The sequence below is a fragment of the Serratia ficaria genome, assembly GCF_900187015.1.
Lineage (GTDB): Bacteria > Pseudomonadota > Gammaproteobacteria > Enterobacterales > Enterobacteriaceae > Serratia > Serratia ficaria.
The window spans coordinates 4,443,992-4,465,335 of the sequence record NZ_LT906479.1 but is presented as its reverse complement, the minus strand read 5'-3'; the positions used below and the strand labels follow the sequence as shown (position 1 = coordinate 4,465,335).

General features: G+C 52.5%; 17 protein-coding genes and 2 pseudogenes. 15 read left to right on the top strand and 4 right to left on the bottom strand.

Translation table 11 applies throughout. The features are described from left to right. Positions 1–46 precede the first annotated feature (46 nt). Positions 47–937 carry a hypothetical protein gene (locus CKW09_RS20935; RefSeq protein WP_145957258.1) on the top strand — a complete coding sequence of 297 codons (891 nt, stop codon included), beginning with the start codon at positions 47–49 and terminating at the stop codon, positions 935–937. A gap of 90 nt (positions 938–1,027) precedes the next feature. Here CKW09_RS20935 and CKW09_RS20930 read toward each other — a convergent pair whose 3' ends face one another. Further along, on the bottom strand, positions 1,028–1,951 hold the full coding sequence (locus tag CKW09_RS20930; RefSeq protein WP_231922097.1) for an alpha/beta hydrolase: 924 nt from the start codon (positions 1,949–1,951) through the stop codon (positions 1,028–1,030). A gap of 179 nt (positions 1,952–2,130) precedes the next feature. On the opposite strand from CKW09_RS20930, the gene CKW09_RS20925 reads away from it, so the two are divergent. The 3 genes from CKW09_RS20925 to CKW09_RS20915 all read left to right on the top strand — a co-directional run bounded on the left by CKW09_RS20925 (position 2,131) and on the right by CKW09_RS20915 (position 5,057). Further along, entirely contained in the window at positions 2,131–3,915 is a 1,785-nt protein-coding gene (locus tag CKW09_RS20925) for a glycoside hydrolase family 3 protein (protein ID WP_095099244.1), read from the top strand. 65 nt (positions 3,916–3,980) lie between these two features. Then, positions 3,981–4,316 (top strand): hypothetical protein, encoded by a 336-nt coding sequence (locus CKW09_RS25010; protein ID WP_145957257.1) that lies wholly within the window; start codon positions 3,981–3,983, stop codon positions 4,314–4,316. 411 nt (positions 4,317–4,727) lie between these two features. Further along, positions 4,728–5,057, top strand: a complete 330-nt coding sequence (locus tag CKW09_RS20915) for a hypothetical protein (protein WP_095099239.1) — start codon at positions 4,728–4,730, stop codon at positions 5,055–5,057. A gap of 153 nt (positions 5,058–5,210) precedes the next feature. Here CKW09_RS20915 and CKW09_RS20910 read toward each other — a convergent pair whose 3' ends face one another. After that, positions 5,211–5,462 carry a LysR substrate-binding domain-containing protein gene (locus CKW09_RS20910; protein WP_095099237.1) on the bottom strand — a complete coding sequence of 84 codons (252 nt, stop codon included), beginning with the start codon at positions 5,460–5,462 and terminating at the stop codon, positions 5,211–5,213. Positions 5,463–5,496: 34 nt separating this feature from the next. On the opposite strand from CKW09_RS20910, the pseudogene CKW09_RS20905 reads away from it, so the two are divergent. Both CKW09_RS20905 and CKW09_RS20895 read left to right on the top strand, forming a co-directional pair. Next, positions 5,497–6,149, top strand: a pseudogene (locus CKW09_RS20905) (hypothetical protein); the annotation flags it as partial. Positions 6,150–6,679: 530 nt separating this feature from the next. Continuing rightward, on the top strand, positions 6,680–7,069 hold the full coding sequence (locus tag CKW09_RS20895) for a hypothetical protein (protein ID WP_197701093.1): 390 nt from the start codon (positions 6,680–6,682) through the stop codon (positions 7,067–7,069). On the opposite strand, the gene CKW09_RS20890 is transcribed toward CKW09_RS20895, so the two are convergent. Continuing rightward, on the bottom strand, positions 7,066–7,869 hold the full coding sequence (locus tag CKW09_RS20890; protein ID WP_095099234.1) for a DeoR family transcriptional regulator: 804 nt from the start codon (positions 7,867–7,869) through the stop codon (positions 7,066–7,068). The genes CKW09_RS20895 and CKW09_RS20890 overlap by 4 nt on opposite strands. A 367-nt stretch (positions 7,870–8,236) precedes the next feature. Between CKW09_RS20890 and CKW09_RS20885 the strand changes: the two genes are divergently transcribed. The 7 genes from CKW09_RS20885 to CKW09_RS20855 all read left to right on the top strand — a co-directional run bounded on the left by CKW09_RS20885 (position 8,237) and on the right by CKW09_RS20855 (position 16,052). Then, positions 8,237–9,511 (top strand): D-tagatose-bisphosphate aldolase, class II, non-catalytic subunit, encoded by a 1,275-nt coding sequence (locus CKW09_RS20885; protein WP_095099232.1) that lies wholly within the window; start codon positions 8,237–8,239, stop codon positions 9,509–9,511. Between the two features lie 22 nt (positions 9,512–9,533). Further along, on the top strand, positions 9,534–10,679 hold the full coding sequence (locus tag CKW09_RS20880) for an SIS domain-containing protein (RefSeq protein WP_167387261.1): 1,146 nt from the start codon (positions 9,534–9,536) through the stop codon (positions 10,677–10,679). Positions 10,680–10,699: 20 nt separating this feature from the next. After that, positions 10,700–11,572, top strand: a complete 873-nt coding sequence (locus CKW09_RS20875; RefSeq protein ID WP_095099229.1) for a tagatose bisphosphate family class II aldolase — start codon at positions 10,700–10,702, stop codon at positions 11,570–11,572. Beyond that, positions 11,569–12,549, top strand: coding sequence for an N-acetylglucosamine kinase (locus CKW09_RS20870; RefSeq protein WP_095099228.1), 981 nt, complete (start codon positions 11,569–11,571; stop codon positions 12,547–12,549). The genes CKW09_RS20875 and CKW09_RS20870 overlap by 4 nt, the downstream gene beginning before the upstream one ends. Continuing rightward, positions 12,539–13,447 (top strand): DMT family transporter, encoded by a 909-nt coding sequence (locus CKW09_RS20865; RefSeq protein WP_095099226.1) that lies wholly within the window; start codon positions 12,539–12,541, stop codon positions 13,445–13,447. Before CKW09_RS20870 ends, CKW09_RS20865 begins: the two co-directional genes overlap by 11 nt. Before the next feature lie 180 nt (positions 13,448–13,627). Beyond that, on the top strand, positions 13,628–14,890 hold the full coding sequence (locus tag CKW09_RS20860) for a glycoside hydrolase family 27 protein (RefSeq protein WP_095099224.1): 1,263 nt from the start codon (positions 13,628–13,630) through the stop codon (positions 14,888–14,890). Between the two features lie 157 nt (positions 14,891–15,047). Continuing rightward, a complete protein-coding gene (locus CKW09_RS20855; RefSeq protein WP_095099222.1) occupies positions 15,048–16,052 on the top strand; it encodes an OmpG family monomeric porin in 1,005 nt (334 codons plus the stop codon). 171 nt (positions 16,053–16,223) lie between these two features. Here CKW09_RS20855 and CKW09_RS20850 read toward each other — a convergent pair. Then, positions 16,224–16,854: pseudogene (locus CKW09_RS20850) on the bottom strand (ISKra4 family transposase); the annotation flags it as partial. Positions 16,855–17,595: 741 nt separating this feature from the next. On the opposite strand from CKW09_RS20850, the gene CKW09_RS20845 reads away from it, so the two are divergent. Both CKW09_RS20845 and CKW09_RS20840 read left to right on the top strand, forming a co-directional pair. Next, a complete protein-coding gene (locus CKW09_RS20845) occupies positions 17,596–18,390 on the top strand; it encodes a hypothetical protein (protein WP_231922096.1) in 795 nt (264 codons plus the stop codon). Positions 18,391–19,404: 1,014 nt separating this feature from the next. Then, positions 19,405–21,195: a GGDEF domain-containing protein gene (locus tag CKW09_RS20840; RefSeq protein ID WP_095099211.1), complete on the top strand. Its 1,791-nt coding sequence runs from the start codon at positions 19,405–19,407 to the stop codon at positions 21,193–21,195. Positions 21,196–21,344: the final 149 nt, after the last annotated feature.

Genomic DNA, 21,344 nt, shown 5'->3' with positions numbered 1-21,344 from the left:
CTGTGCGTGAAATACGCCGATAGCCGGCAAGATAAAGGGGAGTGATGTGGCAAAGAATCCCGTGACGCCGCTCGATACCATTAGCGGCAAGAGTATCCTGCCGTCCAATGACGTAAAGATACTTATTGAACTGATAAACAACTCGGACGAGGACAATATCAATTCTATTTTCCTGGCCAGCGATAAAGATGAGCAAAATGCCATCTTCTATCTGCAGGAATTGACCCAGCCTCCGAAGGGGGATGAGGAGATGGGGCTGACCGCAAGGCGGGTAAACCTGAAAGACGAGAGCCAAGCCGGGCTGAAAAAAATCGCCAACAACTTCTCGCCCTATCCATTGAACTATAGCTGGATGAATCACAGCTACGTCAATAAGCTCCGCTACAACATTTACGACAGTGACCTGGCCAGAAAGCTTAACATCGGCGCCTCGATGTTTACCGGCGGCTCGGCATTCGGCACGGTAGTCTCCTGGGCTAGCAGCAGCAGCGCGTTGGCGAGGGGCGCCAGCACCGGTAGCCTGGCGCTGGCGATTGCCGCGTTGGGGGCCATCACTTCTATGGGATCGTCGCAGGTCACCAAAAATAAAGATCTGTTGGCAAAAATTCGGCAAATCTCTACCGCCAGAATGGATGGAATCGAATTTATGGTCGATGTGCAAAAAGCGGTGAACAATGATGCGGAAAAAAAAGCCAAGCTGCTGCGCGCGATAGATGACAGGACCGGCAGAGACTTGCAGGCCAATGAGCGGCTGCACAGCGTGGTTAACAAGCTAGCCGCACAGGGCGTGAAGGATTTCACTTACCTGATTTCGCCGGCTGTGGCGGTGAGAAACGAGGCGACCTATTATGTCGGCCTAACCCTGGGGCAGGGCGGTGAAATACGACTGACGAAACAGGACCTCACCATTCTGTACGAGGGGTCGTTATCCGTTTGATCGCCGCCAAAAGGTTCGCGTTATGATGAACAATAAGCCGTCCGCAATCAGGAGGCTTGTTGTTCATCATGCGGTGAATAAACCCGACGTTCACTCGCCTTTCGCCACGCTGTCCAGAGCCGGCGTTATTGCCGCGCCGAACATGGCGCCATGCCCCAGTGCCGGCCATTCACGGTAGTTCACCCGCCAACCGCGCAGCGTCGCCAGCCGATTAGCCAATTGTTGCGTTGCATCCGCAGGCAGCGCGCTGTGGCGCATGGTGGGGGGCGCCGCCGGGGCGCCGCTTTTTCTCTCCGCGCCTCCGGTCCATAACCGCAGACGGACGGGCAACGCCGGGCGTTGCGCAAGGAAGCGCTGCGCCTCCTGCAGAATGAAACCCTGTCCCCACCACAGCGAGGGTTCTACGGCGATATAGCTCTGAAATGCGCCTGGCCGGGTGAAAAGCGCGTGCAAAGCGAAGAGCCCGCCAAACGAGTGCCCCCACAGCGTCTGCCGCCGGGGATCTAGCGCCACCTGCGCGGCAACTGCGGGTTTGATCCGATCTTCTATCAACCCCAAGAATGCGTCCGCCCCTCCGCCTTTGGGCTCTTCGCTGCCTGACGGCGTCGCCGGCGTGTAATCGTAGCTGCGCGCTTTGGCGTCGATGCGCAGATCGTTGTCATAGCCGATCATCACCAATACCGGCGGCTGTTTTTGCCTGGCCAGCCCGGCCAACAAGCCGGCATTCAACTCCATCAGCACCGCATTGCCATCGAGAAAATAGATCACCGGATAGCCGGCCGGCGGCGGCGCGGCCTGGGGTTGCGCGATACGCACCCGGTAGTGGCGCTGTCCGTCGGCGGAGGTGAAGCGCAGATCGCTGAAGCGATAGTCCGGCGACCCGGTGTCGGCGACGGTGGTGCCGACTTTTTGCGCGAGATCGGGCCTGGCCAGCGCGGGTATGGCGGGCGTGAGCGTGATGGCAAGCGCGACAAGCTTGGCGATAAAAGATTGGTAAGACAATGGCATGCGCATTCAGTTATCCGAAAAATGAGCATGCTAGCATCTCATAAGCCGCCGCGCGCAGGGAGAAAATTTTAGCGTTGAACGGGGTCGCGCGTTGTCTGACCCCTGACACCGACAAAATGGCATTGATGGCGGTTGTTTTAGCGGTAGGGTGATTTACCCGTTTTCAACCGTAAAGGAGAGTAGAAATGGACGTTAAACACAAGCTCGGCACCATGACGCTGGAAGAGAAAATCGGTCAAAAGCTCATGCTGGACTTTCGCTACTGGGATCCCCAGGGGCAAAGCAATCAGGATATGGTGAAGCCGGATGACGACATCGGCCGGATCATCAGCGACAACCATATTGGCGGCGTGATCCTGTTCGCCAATAACCTTAAGGACAAGGCGCAGATTAAGGCGCTGACCGCCTGGTACGCCTCAATGCAAACCTGCGGAAATATTCGCTTGTTTATCGGCACGGATAACGAGGGCGGAAACGTTTTCCGCCTGCCGCGTGAAGATTACGCCTCGTTCCCGGGCAATATGGCCCTGGCGGCGGCCATTGAGGGCGGGGCGGACCTGCGGCTCGCCGCGGAGCAAGGGCGCCGGATGGCGCATGACATGCTTTCGGTGCACATCAATACCAATTTTGCGCCGGTGGTCGACGTGAACAGCAATCCGTTCAACCCGGTGATCAACGTGCGCGGTTTCAGCGACGATGCGGGCACGGTGGCCAGATTGGCGGAGCAGGTGACCGCCGGCATGCATCACCAGGGGCTGATTACCGCCTATAAACATTTCCCGGGGCACGGCAGCACGTCGACGGACTCCCACAGCGCGTTGCCGCGCGTCGATCGTTCGCGGGAAGAGGCTTTCGCTATCGATATCGCCCCTTATCAGCGCGCCATCGCCAGCCACCGCGCGCCGGATATGATCATGACGGCGCATATTCAGTACCCTTCGCTGGATGACAGCCTGGTGCGCACCCGCAGCGGGGAAGAGATTACGGTGCCTGCGACCATGTCCCGGCAGATCCAGACCACCCTGCTGCGCGACCAGTTGCGCTTTACCGGCGTGACCATTTCGGACGCGCTGGACATGGGCGCCATTGCCGACCATTTCAGCCAGGGCGACGCGCTTGAGCGGGTGTTCGCCGCCGGGGTGGATATCGCGCTGATGCCCATCAGCCTTTCAGCCCCCGCGCAAAGCGGACGGTTGGCTGAATTAATCTCCGCCATTGCGGATAAAGTCAGAGCCGGGGTTATTCGTGAAACGGATATCGACAGCTCCGTCGAACGCATCCTGCGCCTGAAGCAGCGTTATCATTTGTGGGGCCACGGCAAAGGCAGGCCGTTTCTTCAGGCGCCTGATTGCGCGCAGCCGGAAAAACAGATCGCGGATAGGGCCATTACCCTGGTGGTGAATCAGCACGCCGCGCTGCCGCTGACGGACAAAACGCAACGTTATTTCATCCTGACGCCGTGGGGGGAGCAGGCCAAGGGCATAGCGGCCGTGATGGCGCAGGCGGGTTACCGCAAGGTGGTGGCGGCCAAGGAAACGGAGCTGACCGAGGCCGAAATCAGGGAGCGTATCGCCAACTGCGACGTCTTCCTGTTCGGCACGCTTTCGACCCGCTTTACCCCGGCGGAAACGGATGGCGTCGCGAGCGGCCCGGCGGGCGACGCCAGCCCGTATCTCGGCTGGCTGGAGCATGCCGCCGGCCTGGGGAAAAAGCGGGTGCACCTGTCGCTGCGCGCGCCTTACGACATCGTCAGCTACCGCGACAAGGTGGATGCCGCCGTAGCCGTCTATTCCTATTACGGGTATGACAACGGCGTCTGGCGCGGGCATGCCATGATCTCTCTGGCTGAGGTGCTGATGGGGAAACGGCCGCCGCGAGGGAAACTGCCGGTCAATGTTTGGCATGACTACGATGTGAGTACCCATACCGGCACCGTCGCTTACCCGCGCGGATTCGGGCTGAGTTGGTAATCGGCTGCCGCGGGGAGTTTGATAAAAGACGCCCCGCGGTTACCCTATGGGCCGACAGGCATGCTGTGGCTAAGGAGAAAGGTACGCGGATTTTGCTGCTGATAGGCGCGGCATGGCTGATGGTTGGCTGTGAGCGCCAACATCAGCCCGTAGCCGAGAAAACGCCGGCGCCGGATGCTGCAGGGCGGGGGCCCGAGATCAAAAGGCAGTTGGATCTGAATGACGCGCTGCCGGAGATCGGCGGAACCCTCCTGTTCCGGGAAGCGTTCCTCGACCAGCCGCAGACGCAGCAGGCGATACAGACGCAGCGCTGGCAGCTGCGGAGCGTTGTTCCGGTCGAAAAGGGCGAGGCGAATTGCGATAGGCTGCGGCGTTTGTTAACGACAGCCCCTCTGTTGTAATCAGCTTCAGAGGGCCGGTATGTTTATCTTGAGGTTTGTACATTGGCCACCAGGGGATGGTGGCCTTTTTATTGCTGCTGACAAGTGAAGATACTAAAGACGATTTTATCTATTTTGGTGCTTAGCTTATGCGGTAATACAAAGTAAAAAACCACAGTTATAATAATGTTTTTTTTCGGGCGATAATTTAATTCATTATACCAATTAATGAATTTTATCAAGGTGGATATTCAATGTCATTTAAAATCATGACATTGTGATTTTATTTTCTTTTTTCTCGCAATAAAACGCTTACTGTTTATTGACAGTTTTTTAGACTTTGTCCTATACCTTTTCTACCGGCAAGGCGCGATGGGCCGGTGATATTTTGCCGTAACACTTAAATTTAATCTATGACTCTGGAGAAAACATATGGCTAGCGACTTAGGTGGATTCAGCAGTTTATTGGGTGGCCTGGTAAAAGGCGTTGTGGGTGGCGCTCTCGGTGTTATTGAGACCGCAACGGGCGTTATTTCTGGGGTAGCCGGTGCAATTTCCGATATCGCCGGTGGCCTGATTGACAAAATCGGCGGCGTTACTGATACCGTGGACAAAGTGGTTGACGGTACCACATCGGGGCACCTGGATACCGATGGTTTGATCGCGGCACTGCAACATTCAACGGATGCCGCTCAGACGCAGGCCCAGGCCGTTGAAGTCAACGGCGTCAGTCATCATGCCGGCGTTGATATTGTCGGTTGATCTGCGCTATCGCCACGGCAGGATGCTGTGGCTTATCTTTTTCCTCCTTTTCCACTTCACTCAAAGATTACTCCGGCAGCCGCTATGACGAAACTCAACAAGGCCATTACAGCATGGACGCGTTGGGTATTTTGACTCATGTGAAAAGTAAACTTAAGCCCGGTAACATACGGCATCAACGAACGCGCTAAAGGCCGGAGAGGTATTGCGGCGGTGCGGATAATATAAATGGAATCCTTGAAAATAAGGACTCCAATCTGCTAAAACCTCCTCCAAACGTCCATCTTCCAGATAGGGTTTGACCATAAAATCAGGGGAATAGGCTAGGCCTACGCCATCCAGCGCCCCATTTAATATGTGAATATTGCTGTTCGACAGCAACGGGCCATTTACGCGGATATTCAATTTACGTTCATCCTTTTCAAACTCCCAGGCATAGACGCAAACCTTCCTGAACGGCGGGTACTACAACAACCTGCAGTCGAAAACGTCGCGTGCCAGCTCCCCGTGGAATGAGGCGCGGGACAGTAGTCGGCCAAACACTGGACGAGGTGGGTACCCGATCTGCAGCGAGTGGTGGTCAGCCGGCGAAACGGGCCAGGAGGCCAGAGTAGTGGCGCAGGTTGACCCGGGCGTAATGCTGCGGATGTCCGCTGCGCTGAAGATGATAGGCCAACCGGATGCGGACTATAAAGAGGCGGTGGTGCGTCGCCTGGTCAGCCCGGATAACCTGACGGTCTCCCAAGGCGGACGGGCGTATGCCGGCTATGGCGGTAACGCTGACTTTACCCTGGACAACTCGGTTAACCGTATTGCCTCGATGGGCGGGACCGCGCAGGGAAGCCTGGTGGCGTATCCGGCATTTGATGCGATGCGCCGTTTCAGAACAGTACGGATGATCTGATCATGAATTTGGTGATGGGTTGCATGTTCTTGGTGCTACCTGCTGTATGGCTTGCAGCATTTTCATGGGCAGGTGTACGAATTGGTGAACTTTCCCGCATGGTGACTGATGGAACATCTAAGTCTCAACAAACGGGTGGGATTGTTGGTGACGCAGCTGTTTCAAAAATTGCTTCAGGAGGTAAATAGTCAAGAGCCAGTTGAGCCATCCGAACCGTTAGAACCATTAGAGTCATAATTATATTTATGGCTCTTTCTTCCCAATTAGTAACTTTGACATTTACAGTCGGTTTGAGCAATTCCATCATGGAAGGAATGAGTAGAAATGCCCAAACAAACAAAATAATAACGGCTATCAGTAATACACCAACTAAGCAGCTAATGACAGATAGGGTGACTAAACAAGTCATAGGTACATGGCCCAGCCAAGCTGGCAGTCCGTACTTGCGAGCTTTATACACACATAATGTATCCCATCTCGAAATCGTGGTTTTAAGACGCTTCCATATGTGCGCCGCCCAAATGCCGCGTTGGTAGGCTAGTAGATCTCTGATTTTCTCATAAAAATCTCTAACGTGTCTTTGGGTTTCTTGAATACTTTAGCCTAAATAACAATCAATTGCTATTTACCTAGACTGCTGAAAAGATAGCTCGGATTTTGAACTCAATGATCGCCGCTGGGTTAACCCGCTACACCTGTATGGTATTTATTCATCATCATGTCGGTGGTGGTTGACGTGTGTTTTCCAACTTCGGTGGTCAGCGCGGTGACCAAAGCGTGTGCCGTCCGCTTCCCGTTGACGCCTCTGCGTCTGTTTGTCGAAGCCCTGGGCGCGGCCTATCAACCGGTGCTGGATGGCCGTTGCAGCCTGGGCATCCTGCCGCCACTGCTGCAAACCTTCCCCTCGCTGCTCAGCAAGCACCGGCAACTGGTGCTCTCGGACCGTTCGGAACTGACCACCGGTCGAGATTTTTCCGTCGCAGCCGCCCGGGCCTGCCGGGGACTGGTTTATCAATCAGTTAAAGGTCGAATGGCGGCAGCCCTATCTGGTTTGGCCCGCCAGATGAGGCAGCGGGCGGGCCGTAATACAACGCCCGCTGCCGGTTAGTCGTGTTCAACCAGCAACAGTTCCACGCCCAGGGCCTCCAGCCCTGTGTGCATCTCGTCGGGGATGGCGGTGTCGGTGATCAGTACGTCGATACGCGCGGTATCGATAATACGATGCAGCCCGACGCGATTGAACTTGCTGGAATCGGCTACCGCGATGATGCGTTTGGACACCTCGCACATCCGACGATTGAGGCGCGCTTCATTCTCTTGATGGGTGGTAACACCCTGACTCAGGCTGAGGCCGTCAACCCCCAGAAAAAGCATGTCGAAATGGTAATTGTCCAGTGACAGTTCGGCCTGTGAACCATAGAACGACTGGGAACTGCGGCGCAGATGCCCACCGGTGACCAGCAGTTCGACCTCCGTGGCATCCAGCAGCGCATTGGCGACGTTCATACCGTTGGTCATGACGATAATTTCTTTTTTGTCACGTAACTGCTGCGCAATTTCGTAGGTAGTGGTACCGGAATCAAGAATGATGCTGCTACCGGTAACCACCATTTCAGCGGCCTTGCGGGCAATGCGCTGCTTTACCGCCAGGTGTTCGGTTTGCTTGGCCTCAATGCTGCGTTCGCTGGCCATCACCGGCGCTTCGCAAATCAGCGCACCACCGTAGGCCCGGGTGGCAATCCCCCGCTTTTCCAGAAACGCCAGATCGCCACGGATGGTGACGGTTGACACGTTAAACTGCGCCGCCAGCTCGCTCACCTGCACCGCTCCCTGCTGTTTCAGCAAGGAAATTATTTTTTCCCGCCGCTCACTGGTACCACGAACACTTTTTTTATCACTCATGCTCATCGTCTGAAATGACCCATTACACCGTCAGGGTGGTTGAAGATAAATCACTGGGTAAAAACGGCCGTCGCGCAATGCTATGCCAACCGGACGGCCCCCCTTCCCTTACGAACCCTACCATATTCGCCGCCAAACGACGATGTTGCTCAACGCTTTTGCTTTGTTTTCTTTTCCTTTCCGGGTAATAACCGGCATAAACCTTTCGTTACCTTTTCACTACCGTCTCATCAAAAACAAAACCGCGATCACAATACTTACACTTTCTTTTTGTTGCGACACCAACTCTATTGATCTTTCTTTTCGTTTTCACTAACGTCAATTTTAGTTTACTAAACGCCAAAAAGAAACAAAACGAAAGAAGTGAGGATATATGACACGCTTAACCGAGCTGATTGCAAGGCATAAACAAGGCGAACATACCGGGATTACCTCGGTCTGTTCCGCCCACCCCTGGGTGCTGGAGGCAGCAATGCTGCATGCACGCCAGCAGCAGACGCCGTTGCTGATTGAAGCCACCTCGAATCAGGTTGATCAGCATGGCGGCTACACCGGCATGACACCGCAGATGTTTCAACAGCAGTTACGATCGCTGGCGGAAAAACTGGATCTCGATCCGGCCCAACTGGTTCTGGGTGGCGATCATCTTGGCCCCAACCGCTGGCAACATCTGCCAGCCAGTCAGGCGATGGCGCAGGCGGCGGTGCTGGTTGAGCACTACGTTGCCGCCGGCTTTCAGAAAATTCACCTCGATTGCAGCATGTCCTGCGCCGACGATCCGCAGCCGCTCAGCGATCGGACGGTTGCCGAGCGCGCGGCACAGCTGGCTTACGTTTGCGAACAAACCAGCCTGAAGCTGTTTGGCAAAAGCGAGGTGGTATATGTGATCGGCACCGAAGTTCCGGTGCCCGGCGGTGCGCAAGAGGCCTTGGATACGCTCGCCGTCACCCAGGTTGCCGCGGTGGAGCATACGCTGGCGGCACACCGGCAAGCCTTTGCACGCCAAGGGCTGGCGGATATCTGGCCACGGGTTATCGGGTTGGTGGTGCAACCGGGCGTCGAGTTTTCGCACCATGGCGTGGTGGATTTCCAACCCGAACCAGCGGCGGCGCTGAGCCGCTACGTCGCTGAGCAACCTCACCTGGTATTTGAAGCCCACTCCACCGATTACCAGTTGCCGCAGGCCTACCGCAGTCTGGTACAGGGGCACTTCGCCATCCTCAAGGTCGGCCCGGCGCTGACCTTCGCGCTGCGCGAAGCCTTGTACGCGTTGGAGAACATGGAACGCGAACTGCTACCAGCGGCGCAATGCAGCGATCTGCGCGCCCAGCTTGAGCGGGTGATGTGCCAGCGGCCGGACGCCTGGGAAAAATATTATCACGGCAACGAACGGCAACGGTATTTCGCGCGGCATTTCAGCTATTCGGATCGTCTGCGTTACTACTGGCCCGATAGCACGGTACAAGCGGCGGTTGCACGCCTGCTGGACAACCTTGCTCACCAGCCCTTGCCGCTGCCGCTGCTGAGCCAATACCTGCCGGTGCAGTATCACCGCGTGCGCGCCGGACAACTGCCGGGCGATGCCCGCAGTCTGGCGCTGGATTGCATTACCGATGTTCTGCGCGCCTACGCCGCAGCCTGCCAGTGAGATGGCTATTCAGGAGAATTATATGTATCGACAACCCACCGCTGCCTGCTGGACCGAGCGGGAAATTCGTCAGCAACCCGAGGTGTGGCTGGCCACCGTCGACGCCATCGATCGGCAACGCCAGGCGCTGGAGAGCTTTCTGGCTCCATTGCTGGCGCGCTCCGGCCTACGGGTGATACTGACCGGCGCGGGATCGTCCGCATTTATCGGCGATACGCTGGCGCCGATGCTGGCTCGCACCCTCAACGCGCCGGTGCAGTCGGTCTCTACTACCGACATTGTCAGCGATCCGGCCGGTTTTTTGCCCGCCGATAGGCCGCTGCTGCTGGTGTCGTTTGCCCGTTCGGGATCCAGCCCCGAGAGCCTGGCTGCGGTGGCGCTGGCCAACCAGCACAACGCCGACAGCCACCACCTGCTGATCACCTGCAACGCCGAAGGCGATTTATACCGCCGTCATCATGACCAGCCACGGGTATTGGCGTTAGCACTGCCTGCCAATACCTGCGATCGCGGCTTCGCCATGACCAGCAGCATGAGCAGCATGATTCTGGCCTGCCTGTGTGCCTTTAACGTTGCTGGCATCGACCAGGTCGCAGTACAGGCGCTGGCGCAAAGCGTGGCCGCCTTGCTGGAAGCAACGCGTGATGTGACGCGATCGCCGTTACAGACCGCCGATGCGCAACGGGTTATCTGGTTGGGCAGCGGTGCACTGCGCGGCATCGCCCACGAAAGCGCGTTGAAACTGCTGGAACTGACCGCCGGGCAGACGGCGGCGTTCTATGAGTCACCGCTGGGCTTCCGCCACGGCCCCAAGTCCCTGATTAATCGGCAAACGCAGGTTATCGTCCTGATGTCCAACGACCCTTACACCCGCCGTTATGACGAAGACCTGCTCAATGAGCTGCGTAACGACGGCGTGGCCTGTCGGATTGTGGCGCTGGCCGGCAGGCCGTCGGCGGAGATCGAACGGGGTGAGCATATCTACCTGCCCAACGCGCAAGGCTTCAACGATGGCCAACTGGCATTGGGGTTGCTGGTATTCGCCCAGCTTTATGCCTTGGCGCAATCGGTGCATTTCGGCATGACGCCGGACAACCCTTCACCGGAAGGGCGAGTCAACCGGGTGGTACAAGGGGTCACTATCTACCCTTGGCACGCGCAACCATAGCCTCAGGAGTGAATAACACCATGGCGATTATCTCAACCAAATACTTATTGGCACAGGCGCGTAAACAGGGCTGGGCGGTCCCGGCGTTCAACATTCACAACGCAGAAACCATTCAGGCGGTACTGGAAGCCTGCCGGGAACGGCAATCGCCGGCGATCCTGGCCGGGACGCCGGGCACCTTCCGCCATATCGGCTGTCAGGAAATGCTGGCGCTGGCCGCAACCTACGCAACCAGTTATCAACTGCCGGTGATTTTGCACCTCGATCATCATGAGACCTTTGAGGATATCGCTGGCAAGGTCGACGTCGGGGTGAGAAGCGCCATGATTGACGGCAGCCATCTCCCTTTTGAACAAAATATCCAACTCGCCGCTCGGGTAGTGGCATATTGCCACCAGCGGGACTGCAGCGTGGAAGCGGAGCTCGGACGGCTGGGCGGGATCGAAGACGATCAGGACGTTGACGAAGCGCAGGCATTTTTGACCGATCCGGCGCAGGCGCTCAGTTTTGTCGAGCGCACCGGCATCGACAGTCTGGCGGTGGCGATCGGTACCGCGCACGGCATGTATGCCCAGCGGCCGAACATCGACTTTGCCCGGTTGCAGGAGATCGGCGCACGGGTGGCGATCCCGCTGGTGCTGCACGGCGGCAGTGGCGTGCCGGACAACGACGTCAAGCAGGCGATTGGTCTGGGCATTGCCAAGGTCAACGTCGGCACCGAATTGAAAATTGCCTTCGCCGACGCGGTGAAACGCTACTTTGCGGCGCACCCCGATGCCAGCGATCCCCGTTACTACATGCGTGAAGGGATGGATGCCATGAAACGCGTTATCCATGAAAAAATCACCCTGTGCGGTGCTGAGGGGCGACTGAATGCGGGAGGTGAACGGTGATTTACCTGGGGGTTGATGGTGGCGGCACCAAAACCGCCTTCGTGTTGATCAATGACGCCGGCGATGTGCTGGCCCGCCATGAGGCGGCAACCAGCTACTACCTGAGCGTCGGCATGGATGCCGCGCGCAGCGTGGTGCTCAACGGCATTGGCGAAATCTGTCATCGTGCGGGCATCACCCCCGCCGATATCAGCTTTACCTTTCTTGGCCTGCCGGCCTACGGCGAAGTGTCGGCCGACGTGGAGCGGCTGGATGCGATAGCGCAGTCGCTGCTGAACCGCGAACGCTATCGCTGCGATAACGACATGATCTGCGGCTGGGCCGCCAGCCTGGGCTGTCGCGACGGCATCAACGTGGTGTCCGGCACCGGCTCAATCGCCTATGGCGAATACCAGGGGCGTAGCGCGCGCTGCGGCGGCTGGGGCGAGCTGTTCAGCGACGAAGGCAGCGCCTACTGGATCGGCTGTCAGGCGTTGAACCTGTTTTCGCGCATGGCCGACGGACGATTGCAGAAAGATCTGTTCTACGATCTGATGCGCGAAAAATACCCCTGCCGCAACGATCTGGACATCTGCGATCTGGTGTTCAACCAGTGGAAAGGCGACCGCGGCAAGATTGCCTCGCTGGCGCCGATCGCCTGTGAGGCGGCGGTCGCCGGCGACAAGCAAAGCCGCGCCATATTCTTTCTGGCGGCCAAAGAGCTGGCACTGATGGTGGATACGCTGCGTGAAACCCTGCGTTGGCACGCCGATGAAAGCGTACGCGTGTCCTATTCCGGCGGCGTATTCAAATGCGGCGACGTGATTCTGGAGGCCTTTGCCTATGAACTCGCTAAATTGAACGGCAATTATCATATCTGTCTGCCTGAATATCACCCCACACTCGGCGCGGCGATCTATGCCGCGAAACTAAACGGTACGCCGCTCTCTGGGCAGGCGTTGGGCAAACTGTCACTCGGTGAATACAATGGTCAATAACACATCCTGGATCGTTTATACCTTTCTGGTGGTCATTACCTGGGGAGTCTGGGGGGCGTTCAGCGCCTGGCCAACCACCCACTATGGCTATCCCGACCAGTGGATCTACATCATCTGGTCATTAACCATGCTAATTCCCTGCTATTTCGCGCTACGCGGTCAGCGCTTCGATACCTCCGGCACCGCGATTCTGTATGGTTGTCTGATCGGCTTTACCGGCGCTGGCGGGCAACTGCTGCTGTTCAAAACATTGGCGATGGGCGCCCCCGCCTATCTGGTATTCCCAATCATTTCCATCTCTCCTGCCATCACGGTGCTGATGTCGCTGGCGCTGCTGAAGGAACGGGTAAACCGGCTGGGCGGCCTGGGGGTACTGCTGGCGCTGTTGTCGATCGTCATGTTCAGTATCAGCAGCGGTGACGGCGATCGCGACGGCGGCCTGCTGTGGCTGTTGTATTCGGTGGTGATTTGCGCCGCATGGGGAGTACAGGCGTTCTTTATGAAACGCGCCTCCAACCTGGGCGTTGCCGACAGTTCGCTGTTCGGTTATATGACGCTGACCGGGATCCTGCTGGCGCCGGTTGCCTGGCTGATGCTGGCGGACAAGGGCGCCAGTTATCCGTTGATGGCCACGCTGGCTACCGCGTGCATTCAGGTATTGAACGCCGTTGGCGCACTTTGCTTGGTCATGGCGCTGTCGCGCGGTAAGGCCACCATCATCGCCCCCTGCACCAATGCGCTGGCGCCGGTATTGACCGCGGTGATTTCCCTGATCATTTACCAGTCTATGCCGAGCAGCTGGGCAATCGTCGGTATTGTGCTGGCGATTTCAGGTTCGACGATGATGGTCTATTCCGAAGAAAAGCAAAATGCCGCCAAGCTGAGCACCGCCCTATAACACACCTGGCATGATTAATACCGAACGTGCCATTATTACCGCAGCCGGTTATTTTATTAATGCAGCAAGCGTAAGTTCAGACGTCATTTTTAGATAAAAGGTATTTTCAGGATAAACATCGATTCCCTGCGCTGGTGCAGCGAACCGCTACGCCCGTTATCTTACCGGAGCCTTTAATTAATGAAACGCTTACTTTTCGTCCTCTGTTCCATATTACTCAGCGGCGCCATGCATGCCGCAACCGCAGAACCCACCAGCGCCGAGGCGGCCGCCGAACGGGTAACCACGCTGGCGCAAACGCCGCCGATGGGTTGGTCAAGCTGGAACTATTATGGCGACAGAATCAATGAAAAAATTATTATAGACACCATCGATAAAATGGTTGCCAGTGGTTTGCGTGACGCCGGTTATATTTATGTCAATATTGATGATGGCTGGCAAAAATATAAAGGCTCGCGCGCCGACCATCCATTAACCTATGACGAAAAAAAGTTTCCACGTGGTATTAAATACCTCGCCGACTACGCTCACCAAAAGGGCATGAAACTGGGCATTTACAGCGGGCCGGGGAATTCCACCTGCGCAGGCTACGTCGGTTCCGAAGGGCATGAAAAGCAGGATGCCGCCATGTTCGCCTCATGGGGGGTCGACCATTTGAAATACGACTCCTGCTGCAGTCACCAACAGGCGAGTCAGGCGGTGCTAAAAACGGTGTTTGGCGATATGTCCAAGGCGCTGCAGGCTACCGGCCGGCCGATTGTCTATCATGCCTGCCACTGCGGCTGGCAGAACATTTGGCAATGGGGTAACAGCGTTGGCGCAAACCAGTGGCGCATCGGTCAAGACATCAGCGACGACTTCAATTATCCGGGCAACCGCGAAGGTTACTACTTTGACGTGCTGGATATGATCGACCGTGGCGTTGGCCTGGAAGCCTACAGCGGCAAAGGGCATTGGAACGACTACGATATGCTGGTCATCGGGCTGCATGGCCATTCAAAAGAGCTGGTCGGCACCGGCGCGTCAGACACCGAATACCGCACCCACTTCAGCATGTGGGCGATCCTCAGTTCACCGCTGCTGATTGGCGCCAGCCTCGACGATCTGAACGCCGCAGATATGGTTACCTTGAAAAACAAGGAAATCATTGCGCTGAACCAGGATCCGCTGGGGTTGCAAGCCAAGCGTTATGTCAATAACGGCGATCAGCAGATCTTTGCCAAACCGCTCGCCGACGGCTCCTGGGCGGTAGCGTTGCTCAACCGTTCGGGACAGACCGCCACCATGACCCTCAATCTCCACCAGGATTTGGATCTGCCCTGGAAAAAAACGCTGGTGCGCGATCTGTGGGCACACCGCGATGTGGCAACCGTGACCGACAGTTACAGCAGCGAAGTGCAATCGCACGAGGCCAAAATGCTGGTTATCCGCAGCGGCTGGTAAACCGCGCACATCGTGGGCCCCAACTGCGGGTCCACGATGTGGTGTGTGGCCACGGCAAACGTCGCTTGCTGCGGCTCGATAGACACAGCCCAGGCGCACGTACGCTGCTGCCTGCAACCTCGACAATAATAAACCGCCTCGCTAGCTGACGAGAATAATGATGAACCAGATAAAGGTCCTCGCCTCGAGCCTGCTCGTATGGGCCGGCACCACCTGCGCCCAGCAGGCTGACGCTGAACACGCCGACAGCAAACATGACCAGCCGCCGCTGCTTGCCGCCCCGGCAACGTCGTCAGTCGCAGAAAAAACCTGGCATATCACCACCGGCCTGTTGATTGAAACGGAAAACGTCGAAGGCCAATCGGATAATAAAGGATTTTGGGAGCCCACCCTGTACCTTGAGGCGGCGCGCGGCAACTGGAGTATCTATGGTTCTTTTTATCAAGAGAATCATAATGGCGCACACTATTACGGTACTCAGGGACGTAGCGACTGGTTTAATCAGTACGAGATCAATTTACGCTATCTGATCGCCAGCCATGCCGTCTACGACCTCGGTCTGATGGCCGGCGTACGTCATTATCGGTGGCAATATAAACAGCAAGACGGCATAACCCGCTACCAGACGCAGCGCTATACCGTGCAACCCGACTGGGAAATCCGGCTTGGCGACCAGACCCACTTTAGCGGCTGGCTGGCGCTGTATCAATATATCAATCATATAGGGCAGAACGCGCTGACCGACAAGGAACTGGAAGGCGAAACCGGGTTTGGCTACCAGGTCAACGACCTGCTCAGCTTCAAACTCAATTATTATATCGATCGCGGCTGGAATAGCGGCAGCGATCGGCTAGCGGAATTTTCTCAGCAGGAGCTGCGCCTGTATGTTCCGTTGACGCTATCGCTGTGGCACACGCCACTGACCGTGACCCCTTATCTGCGGCATTCGCTGGACACCGATTACTATAACGTTGAACAGCAGCGCAACGACGGTGAAACCGACACCCGCATCGGCCTGTCGCTGGAACTGACGTTGCCGGAGGGCGTTGCGCTGAGCCTGGAGTATGCCTATGAACTGCAGCGTCATCACGGCACCGCTGACGATGCGGGCAGCAACGGCAAATATCACTATACCGGCGTGGGTCTTTCCTACGCATTTTAAGCCGGTTGGCCAGTTGACGGGTTAGCTAACCTATGGCCATAGCGACAGCGCCCACAGGTTGATGCGTAACTGGCTGTGCAACAGCATCACCAGCAGTATCAGTGCTGTGCATGCCATCTGTGCGATCAGCGCCTTGTGGGAGAACATGAAAAACCGTGGGGCGATAGTGAGCTATACTGCCATCGCGGATAGCTTCCCGCCATTCTGATCGTCTATCGTGCAACCGGGATACCAACTGCAAAATTTATCCTGAAGCTCGTTATTCAGGACTGCTGTCCGGGTCTGTAACAAATAATGCGCGCGTTTTCTGCTCCACTGCATCTGCTGCTTTTTGGCCATTCGTCTGGCGATTACTTCATTGATCGTTGATTCCACAAACGACGTTGAAACCGGCTCTCCGTACCGGTGCATTTCACCGTAGTTTGGGATCATCATCTTATTTTTCCGGATATAGGTATACATTTTATCCAGATATGTTTGCAGGGATTTCAGGTTTGTATAGTTGAGATCAGGAACATCGCAGTATATGCTGCAGCCATTAATATGTTCCAGTGCGGTGACAACATTACCATGCCAGAGGTATCGTTTACTGCTTTCCAGAAACGCCGAAACCTTACTGCCCGTCTCCGGATCTGATGTCTGCAGCCCCTTTGCATATTGCATTAACACCGTCAGCCGCATCGTAATATGAAACCAGTCAAGCACATGAATTGACTGGTTTCATACCGAACTGCAATTCCCTCAGGTTATCCACGCCGTCGGATAAAAAGAATATCTGCTGGTTGGTCTGCATTCCCTGGGCGGGGTCAGTCCACCTTCGAACGGTTTGATCGCTTTGAGTTGCACATTACACCTGAGAAGGGAGATACACTTAGATTAGGGGCCGAATTTGGTCGCGGCTGGCCAGAGAATCCGGCAGACATGCAGGACATTCGAGAAAAATTTCTTCGTTGTTGTTTGCAGTCGTCTTGTTACGGCCTAAAGCATAATGCCCAGTGGTTAATGGGCTACATCGAAAATTTGCTCGAAGCCCCTTCTTTAGATGAACTATTGAGAACCATGAGTAAATCCTAATAGTTAGAATTTTCCCGAGCGTTTAATTGATACACGAGATAATGGTTGTCTATAGAGTAAGACATAGGGGGTGTGTTATTTTAATAGGAATGCAGTTGATACAAGTAAGTTAATGGTGTAGGTGTAGGTGAAATCAAATCAAATTAAATCAAATCAAATCAAATCAAATCAAATCAATAACGGATGGTGTTCGATGTATATCAGAGTAAAAAGAATAAATCCACCGATGACGATTTTTCTCTATCATTTATTAATTCTGTTGTTGTCTATAACGATTCTTTTTCCGCATAAGCATGCTGCCATCCCAATATTAATACTTATGTATAGTTTGTTGGCTATCGCACTGATTGTTTCCCCGAGAAGTTGGTTGATTAAAAGGAACAAGAAAGCCAAGAGTAATCGGGGGCGGGCATCAAGGAAAAGTCTGTATAATAATTCAATTGTAAGTATGTTATTTTCTGCGGTATGCATGTTGGGATTTGTATTCTCCGTGGAGTTCCTTGAAATCATTGAGGTTGAGATTTCTTTTGCTATTGTTTCTTTCCTGTCGATGTTCCTTTCTGGATACTATTTCATATCCAATTCAGAAGGCTACTCAGTGGAAAGAAATAAAACCATTTCCTGGGCTATTAGGATTGTGTTTATTCTTCTTTCATTTTCAATTCTATCTTGGGCGAAAGGAGCTGCGATGGGGTATATGGATCTAACATATAATGATGCATCATCAAGGATGATAATATATGCATATGTTTTAATCATATCCCTGATTGTAGCCTCACCAATTTCTGGCATGATATATATGGTTGTTTGTTTTTACGAGATAAAAGTCGTTGAACGAGTTTATAAAAAAGGAGGAGTGACGAAGATAATGCATGTAAAGTATAACTCTTGGCCAATAACTATACCTCTTGTAATGATAACCACATCTTTCCTAATGTGCTATGGAAAATATCATAAAGTGGTAGATTCTTATATTGTACGTAAGTCGATAGAATCAGAATCCACGAAAGGTTTTTGGTGTGGCAATGGATATAAAGCCCTTGGAGCAAATACAGACGCTAGATTTATTAAGTTGTCAGACAAGGACTATCGTGCATTCATATTCAAAGAGGGTGAAATAAGATCCTATCGTTTATCATGTTTAGACTCATACCCTTATTATAAAATGAAATATATATTGACCGAGCCTGAAAATATAAGGGTTCAGATGAAAATTGATGAGATTAGTCATGATATAAAAAACATAGGTAAGCGGAAAGGCTGAGGAGTTATCCATCATACCGATTCCTATATAATTATCATTCATGCGGGGACGAGCAGGTGCCCGTTAGTTTATGGGAGCGAAGTAGGGTAACCTCTGGTTATAACGAAGAACTAGGCGTTCAAGATGTTCGCTTAAGCTAACCAAATTCTATAGGGCCCCACAGACTACCACCTAATACTCAGCGGATCTGTCGGATAATGGTAAATGAACGATTCTGTCGTCTGAGGGGCCACAAGCCTTTAACAATATAATGCATCCGTTCACTTTTGGGGCAGAGCATAGTATCTGAGGCAGTTAAGGCTGTGGGAAATTTTCTCAACGCCTTGGTGATAACTAGCCAGGCACACTTCTACATTGGGCAGTCCTTGCCCGGATAAATCAGTCACAACTGACTAATATCGCTTACTTCTTAAAAGGCGTCAAAGGGGCGTAGCTGACGAAGCGATCTTTGGACTAACATAAGTCAGTTGGTATTTTTGGAGGCTTACAAGAGTTGCATTTGGAGCAGATGCCTATAGTGCATCAAAATATTTTCGGTGTTATTTCCCACGCCGTACTACCATTTTACCAATACATACCCCACATCAGTACAATATTTAGTGCTCATCTGCTTGAAAGCAACTATGGCGGAAATATCCGTTGTAGACGTTTCGTTATCAATAAGGAGGAAGTAGGTTAGGTATCGATGAGGGCACTACGAAACGGGTTAATCTGGTATCCACATAATAAGTGTGACAAATAGCAAGAAAACTCAAAGATCTGTATATTCTGAGTGAATAAAAGTTAATCATTTGTAAAGTAAGAGTTTCTTCATGAGAGTAAAGCGTGTTAATTCTAGTATGGTAATACTTAGGTCCAATCCATCATCTAATGCATTGATATAAAAGGAAATAAAAATCGTAAGAATTAAGAATGTTACGATTGTGTAAGCATAATAAATATGGAAATATCACGTCCGATTTTAAAAAAATACATACCATGCATGAAACAAGGGAATTTGCGCGGGTTTGAAATATGAAAATAAAGGGTTTTATAGATTTCTTATGTAGGGTGAAATCTATTCTTGAGAGGAAATCGATAAGAGGTGAGGTAAATCATGGCCTTTCAAAAACCATCAGGGATAGGCTGCTTTATTATATCTGTGTGGCGGCATCGTTTACACTTTTGTTGGCCGCTATTATATTCATACCAGCTTATAAAGATTATAAGTTAGCGACTCGTACTGTTGATGATATAAAAGAGTTTAAGGAGTTAAGTGAATTAGCTATTCTTATGGCGAGAGAGCGCGCCCCCACTGCTATTATTATGTCACGAGAACCAACAGTAGATTCTCTGTGGGGGACGAGTTTAAAAAAACATAGGGACAATGTTGATTTGGCTTTTTCAAATTTAATTGAAACATACAAGAAAATAGGTGTTACCTATTTAAATGAAATAAAATCGGTACATTCTCAGCTGATTCTAGCTAGGAGTGATATTGACAGGGAAATAAGCATAAATAGAAGTGAGTTGAAAGCAGGTGATTACCAGAAGGCATTGCATCGTATGTTGCTTGTGGCTGATAATTACCAGGGTTATATGTCAGATCGAGTAATAGAAATAGCTAAGGACAATAAATCCCTGGCCCCGACACTTTTTCACGCTTTAATGATTACGGATCTCCGTGAGCATGGTGGTCAGATTGCTGGGTTCTTGGTTTCGTCTCTTGCTGCTCAAGTTCCTTTAGATATTGAAAATGAAATTGCTGCAAGGAGGAATATAACGCGGACGTATGAAATATGGAAGCTCATCCAGGTTCACTGTCAGATATTTGGGTGCCAATCACTAGTGGAACAAACAAAAGAAATAAACAATAGATTTTTCAGTGATGCTTTTGAACCTATTTATACTGTAATCAATGAGTCGAAAAGTAGCGAGCGTTACAAATGGACAGTTAGTGAGTTCGTAAATGCATTTTCACCTATGTTGATATCATTTTCAAAGTATAGGGATGCATTATTATATAAGGCCATATCAGATGCGGAGCTAAAAAGAACAGCGTCAATAATTATACTTATCATGTTAATAGCGATAATAGCAATAGTTTGCTTTATTCATTTCTATGTTGTGTTTACCATTCGAAAAGATATATTCATTCCATTAATTAAGGTTAATGAGGAAGTTTTACTGTTGTCGGATGATCGGCCAAGTGGAGATTATTCTACTTTTAAAACAAAAGAAATGAAAGAGATCTGGAGGTCAATGGAAGTTCTTAGGAATAAAGTTATAGAAAGGAAAGAGCTTCTTGGCTATTTCAGAACGCTATCTGAAACAGATAGTTTGACCGGGCTACCTAATAGGAGAGCACTTGAGCATATAGCTGGTGAGATATCAAGTGTTGTTGAGGGAGAGCTGTTCTCGCTTGTAATTATGGATGTTGACTTTTCTAAAGGAATTAATGATAAGTATGGACATGCCACTGGGGATATAGTTTTAAGGAAAGTAGCCAGTGTGATTAGGTCGGTTCTTGGTGACGCAGGGATTATATTCCGTTATGGCGGGGAGGAGTTTGCGATTGTTCTGAGAGGGCATGGATTGGATGGAGCAATAAAAATCGCAGAGAAACTACGTATTACATTAGAGAATGAAATCATTTACTCCACTAATAATGAAAGGGTGTGTATTACAGCAAGCTTTGGTGTTGCCTCGGCCAAAGGAAAAAAGGAAACTTGGTTGCAACTCTTCTCAAATGCAGATAAGGCACTATATCGCGCAAAAAAAGAGGGCCGGAACCGTGTGCGAGCGTTATTTGAGGGGGAACAGTGATTGCAATTAATATTTAAGGAAAAGGACAAAATATCTTTATTTTCATTACACCATTTTTGTCTGGAAGTAGGAAATAGTGAACGGAGACATTGAACCATATGGATTCAGAGTATCAGAGTACTAGATGCATAACAGTGCTATTTGGAAAA